This is a genomic window from Thermoflavimicrobium daqui, assembly GCF_003313465.1.
Classification (GTDB): domain Bacteria; phylum Bacillota; class Bacilli; order Thermoactinomycetales; family Thermoactinomycetaceae; genus Thermoflavimicrobium; species Thermoflavimicrobium daqui.
The window spans coordinates 1-5,002 of the sequence record NZ_KZ845691.1 but is presented as its reverse complement, the minus strand read 5'-3'; the positions used below and the strand labels follow the sequence as shown (position 1 = coordinate 5,002).

The window sequence follows — 5,002 nt, the reverse complement described above, 5'->3', positions numbered from 1 at the left end:
AGTTGAACATCTTCGACATACAGATCAAAATAAACAAATTTATAGTAAACGAAAAGAAACGATTGAACGAGTTTTTGCAGATATGAAAGAAAAGCATGGTATGCGTTGGACGACGCTTCGTGGGAAGCGCCGAATTCAAATGCAGGCGATGCTACTTTTCGCTGCCATGAATTTAAAGAAACTCGCCAATTGGCGATGGAAAAACCATCGCCTTCATCGATTTTTTTATCAATTAATTAGTAAACCCCTTCTGAAAAACAAATTCAGAAGGGGTTTATCTACAGTCTGGGACAAATTATGATTTGTCTTGCCGGTGCTGCCGCTGAGGAGCAAATTTATGGAAATCGTAGTACAGGTGCCCGTAATGACTATGAACAAGCTTATCGATATGTACGAACTTTGATTGAAACAGGTTTATCAGATCTAGGAATTATTGATCCCGAATTAATGGATAAAGAAAAACTACAAACTGAAATGAGTAAACAACTACAACATCTATTTAAAAGAACATCAGAGCTTTTATTTCAGTATCGCTCTTTGTTTATGGAATGCTTATATATGCTTTTGCAAGAAGAAACTTTATCTGGCGAGGAATTTCGCAAAAGAATGCACCACTTTGTTGCTTGAAAATGAAGTAGATGAGAGGCTATACATTTGATAAAGGCTGCCTCTAAAAAGCCACTCATCGCTTTCCCACTTACTCCCGTGGTCTTGATCAGTCTATAGAGTTTCTTAGAGTTTTGCTCTAAGAAACTCTTGACCTTTTAGGGAAAAGTCGATTCCATACAAATCGATTCGCTCAGGAATGATCGAGGTTTTAAATCGAATGATGTAACATGCTCTGGTGAATTTATACTATTTTGATAATAGCGAAATTATATGAATTAAGGCAAATAAATTAGGTGAAAAGCTGGAGGTATGTAGGTAATTGTGATATGATGAACTTAATAGAAATTAGAGTTTGGGGAGGAACCCATCCAATGAAATTATCAAAAAGAGTACAACAGCTAGCTCCTTCACCAACATTGGCCATTACAGCAACAGCAAAAGAATTAAAACAACAAGGCCATGATGTTATTGGACTCGGAGTAGGAGAACCCGACTTTAATACCCCTGAGCATATTATGCAAGCAGCCAAAGATGCAATGGATTCAGGTCATACAAAATACACAGCATCAGGCGGAATTCCAGAGCTTAAAAAAGCGATTATCGAGAAATTAAAGACGGAAAATCAGTTAACTTATCAACCCAATCAAATTATTGTAACTGTTGGAGCAAAACATGCCTTGTATAATCTATTTCAAGCAATTTTAGATCCTGGTGACGAAGTAATTATTCCCGCACCTTATTGGGTAAGTTACATAGAGCAAGTAAAATTGGCTGGTGGTGTACCTGTTGTAATTGAAGGAAAAGAGCAGAACTCATTTAAAATTACCCCATCCCAGCTAGAAGGCGTTATTACAGAACGTACGAAGGCAATCTTAATTAATAGTCCGTCTAATCCTACAGGAATGCTTTATGTCGAAGAGGAGTTAAGAGAGTTAGGGAAAGTCGCTATTAAGCATGATATTTTGATTGTCTCTGATGAAATCTATGAGCACTTAATCTATGATGAAGATGTTCAGCATGTTAGTATGGCTAGCTTAGGACCAGAGTATTATGATCATACTATCATTATTAACGGTGTATCCAAAACTTATGCGATGACAGGTTGGCGTATCGGCTTTGCAGCTGGACCAGCTGAAATCATCAAAGCGATGATTGACATAGCAAGCCATAGTACCTCAAATCCCACTTCGATTGCACAATATGGTGCAATAGCAGCATTACAAGGACCGCAAGCACCTGTTGACGAAATGAAAATAGCATTTAAAGCACGTCGTGACTATGTCATTAAGCGGTTAAATGGCATTCCAGGTTTCCGTTGTTTGAAGCCTGCTGGTGCATTCTATGCCTTTGTAAACATTCGCGAAGCATTGGATCAGTCTGGTAAGTTTAAAACCCCAGATGAGTGGGCAAAAGCTTTATTAGAAGAAGAATTAGTGGCAGTTGTACCTGGATCCGGATTTGGTTCAGATGATCATATCCGTATTTCTTATGCTACATCGATGGATCAGTTGGAAAAAGCAATAGACCGAATTGAGCGTTTTGTAAAGAATCATTAAGCTAAAAAGCCGAACCTCCATGTAAGGAGTTCGGCTTTTTAATGTCTATGCTTCAGAACTGTCAAAGTTATGAGCGCTTTCTTCTTGACAAAGGTACGGAGGGAGAGGGCGATACCTGTCATAAGGACGATAACGATCCCTCAACATATGTTTTAATGTTTTATATGCCATTTTGCTATGATGGTATGCTTTATACAATTCATGACGGTCGTAGTACTGGCGATCATAACGCGAGCGGGAAAAGTCCGGCCAATATCTACGATGAGGGTTCGAACCACATTTATGATGCTTCCAATCCATTTAAGTACCTCCTTTACACGAAGTAGATGTTACATTGTATCATATGAAGGTAGGTAATAAGATGTATTAAGTCAAATGCCTGAATTTAATAAAGAAAAAACCCCAGTTACAACTGGGGTTAGAGCTTAAATCACTTCACGAATCAAGCTGATGACTTTACCAAGAATCGTTACTTGTGGTAATAAAATGGGCTCAAGTCGGTCATTTTCAGGCTGAAGCCGAATGTGGTCAACTTCCTTATAAAAACGCTTAACTGTTGCCTCACCTTCTGGTGTCATCGCTACTACAATATCACCATTGTCTGCGGTTTGTTGTTGTCGAACAACTACATAATCTCCATCATGGATTCCAGCATTAATCATACTATCACCTTGAATGGAGAGTAGAAAGACAGTTTGTTCATCTCCTGCGAGTCGCCTTGGTAAGGGATAATACTCCTCAATATTCTCAATTGCAGTAATGGGCTCTCCGGCTGTTACCTTACCCACTATAGGAATCATCACTGTGTCAATATTTTGTTTTTCTGTCTCACCATTAATTCGCTTAAGTATTTCAATCGCTCTTGGCTTGGTTGGATCACGTCGGATATATCCTTTTTTTTCTAGACGAGCTAGATGACCGTGAACTGTAGAACTGGACGCTAAACCTACGGCTTCACCGATTTCCCTTACGGATGGTGGGTATCCTTTTTCATTTACTTCTTTTTCAATAAAGCTAAGGATTGAATGTTGACGAGGTGATAACTTACTCATTTTTTTCTACTACAAGAAGTCAAAGCGGATTATACTTGATAAGTGTTGAATGGCTAGAGATATTCCCACACTCTTGTAGTAGAGCCCCCCCTTTCCATTTTTCGAAATTTTCGTACCTTGTATCCCTTTTTGGTAACTGTTTTCAGGTATCCTTCTTATCCGGTTGTATCTGATTAAACTGTTTTATCCTATATAAGTATACATGAATTAACATAAAATAACAAACGTAAGTTCTCTTTTTATTTTAAGTTTAGATCATTTGTTCTAATCGATCTAATGCTTGATCTTTTTCAGTATTGATAACATGGGTGTATATTTGAGTTGTTTGGATACTGGAATGACCTAAAATTTCTTGAACAACTCGCAGATTTTCGCCATTTGACAATAGTAAGGTAGCTAAAGTATGACGAAGTTTATGTGGTGAGATTGATGAAGCTTTTGGAGGCAAGTTCGCTTCACGTACATATTTTTTAATAATTTCTGATATCGCTTTTCGACTTATTCTTCCGAAATTTTTATTTAAAAATAATGCATTTTGATGATTAAGATGGGTTGGGGTAGGACGGACTTCTAAGTATTCTTGAAGTGACTGAACTGCTTTATTATTTAACTTAAGCATACGTTCTTTCCCACCTTTTCCAATAATGATGACTCTATACAGTGACCCATCCGTTTGAATGCTATTGATATTTAGATTGATTAGCTCAGATACACGCATGCCTGTATTTAATAAGAGAAGAATGATCGCGAGATCACGTGCTTCAAGCCAGCTATTCCGTCTTTTTTTACTATGATAGGTATGTACGGCTTGAACTAACCGGAGTGCTTCATCTTTTGTTAAAAAAACAGGGACTTTTTGTTTTGTCCGTGATCGTAAAGTCGCATCTTCATATTCTTCCATCGGATCACGCTCTAAAATATGATTTTTAACTAAAAAGCGAAATAAAGAGCGCAGAGATGCACGCTTTCGCTGTTTTCCACTATGGGAATTTTCTCGAAAGTGCTTGCGTTCGATCCATTCTTCTATTTGACTACCTGTACGGTGATCTGTTCGCTTTATCAATACATAGACCGAACGCTCATATCCATTTTCAATATGGCGAAAAAAACGTTTAATAATCATGGGTTCTATCTGGTATAAGGTCTTATTTTTTGATGCTAGGAAATCAAAAAATAGAGAAAAATCATAAGCATAGTTAGCAATGGTTTGAGGTGAACGTTCTGCACTGATCATTTCAAGAAAAAACTCCTGTACTTCTTCAGGAAATTGACTTACAATCTTGTTGATATTAGGAGATAGTCGACGTGATATGATAGGAGGATTGTTCTGATTCATATAAATAGTGCTCCTTTCTATCCGAGATATTATATAAAAATATATTTAAGATTCAGCTCTATTTTATTTCTATGATATATTTGATTCAAGAACATTTATTCCCATTAGTTAGATTATCATATTTTTACCATTTTGAAAAGTGGGTATCTCTTATTTTGAATTACCATAAGAGATAAAAAGAAGCGCCTAATGGGCGCTTCAGCTTGTCGACAAAGTTCATTTTTGAACAGGTCGACAAGCTTTTTTTGTCGAATAAAGAAAGAAAGAAGAAAGTTATAAATGGGGGATGTTTTGTGTTAACCAAACGAGGAGAAAATGGTCGACATCAGATGGAGATTATAGCATTAGATGATTTGGTACCTGCGGACCATTTGGTCCGCAAAATCGAAGAAAGCATCAATTTTGACTTTATCTATGATCTTGTTGAAGACTATTACTGCTTGGATAAT

At 37.1% G+C, this 5,002-nt stretch carries 6 protein-coding genes and 1 pseudogene; 4 read left to right on the top strand and 3 right to left on the bottom strand.

Annotation, left to right across the window (positions count from 1 at the left end; genetic code table 11):
- The 3 genes from DL897_RS17850 to DL897_RS17840 form a co-directional block, all read left to right on the top strand.
- The coding region (locus tag DL897_RS17850; protein ID WP_240627496.1) for a transposase at positions 1-301 on the top strand (301 nt) is incomplete at its 5' end.
- Positions 298-627 (top strand): hypothetical protein, encoded by a 330-nt coding sequence (locus DL897_RS17845; RefSeq protein WP_113660466.1) that lies wholly within the window; start codon positions 298-300, stop codon positions 625-627. The genes DL897_RS17850 and DL897_RS17845, both read left to right, overlap by 4 nt.
- 353 nt (positions 628-980) lie before the next feature.
- Entirely contained in the window at positions 981-2,165 is a 1,185-nt protein-coding gene (locus DL897_RS17840; protein ID WP_113660465.1) for a pyridoxal phosphate-dependent aminotransferase, read from the top strand.
- Between the two features lie 45 nt (positions 2,166-2,210).
- Here the strand turns inward: DL897_RS17840 and DL897_RS18045 are convergent, their stop codons facing one another.
- The 3 genes from DL897_RS18045 to DL897_RS17825 all read right to left on the bottom strand — a co-directional run bounded on the left by DL897_RS18045 (position 2,211) and on the right by DL897_RS17825 (position 4,553).
- Positions 2,211-2,465: a hypothetical protein gene (locus DL897_RS18045; RefSeq protein ID WP_145962246.1), complete on the bottom strand. Its 255-nt coding sequence runs from the start codon at positions 2,463-2,465 to the stop codon at positions 2,211-2,213.
- 125 nt (positions 2,466-2,590) lie between these two features.
- Positions 2,591-3,217: a transcriptional repressor LexA gene (gene lexA / locus DL897_RS17830; RefSeq protein WP_113660463.1), complete on the bottom strand. Its 627-nt coding sequence runs from the start codon at positions 3,215-3,217 to the stop codon at positions 2,591-2,593.
- A 250-nt stretch (positions 3,218-3,467) separates the two neighbouring features.
- Positions 3,468-4,553, bottom strand: coding sequence for a tyrosine-type recombinase/integrase (locus DL897_RS17825; protein ID WP_113660462.1), 1,086 nt, complete (start codon positions 4,551-4,553; stop codon positions 3,468-3,470).
- A 293-nt stretch (positions 4,554-4,846) separates the two neighbouring features.
- Here DL897_RS17825 and DL897_RS18770 point away from each other — a divergent pair.
- Positions 4,847-5,002 (top strand): annotated as a pseudogene (locus DL897_RS18770) (IS5/IS1182 family transposase); the annotation flags it as partial.

What these genes read in the sequence shown, in the direction of transcription:
- DL897_RS17825 (WP_113660462.1), bottom strand. Translation starts at nt 4,553, where the DNA reads ATGAATCAGAACAATCCTCCTATCATATCACGTCGACTATCTCCTAAT.
- DL897_RS18045 (WP_145962246.1), bottom strand. Translation starts at nt 2,465, where the DNA reads ATGGATTGGAAGCATCATAAATGTGGTTCGAACCCTCATCGTAGATAT.
- lexA (WP_113660463.1), bottom strand. Translation starts at nt 3,217, where the DNA reads ATGAGTAAGTTATCACCTCGTCAACATTCAATCCTTAGCTTTATTGAA.
- DL897_RS17840 (WP_113660465.1), top strand. Translation starts at nt 981, where the DNA reads ATGAAATTATCAAAAAGAGTACAACAGCTAGCTCCTTCACCAACATTG.
- DL897_RS17845 (WP_113660466.1), top strand. Translation starts at nt 298, where the DNA reads ATGATTTGTCTTGCCGGTGCTGCCGCTGAGGAGCAAATTTATGGAAAT.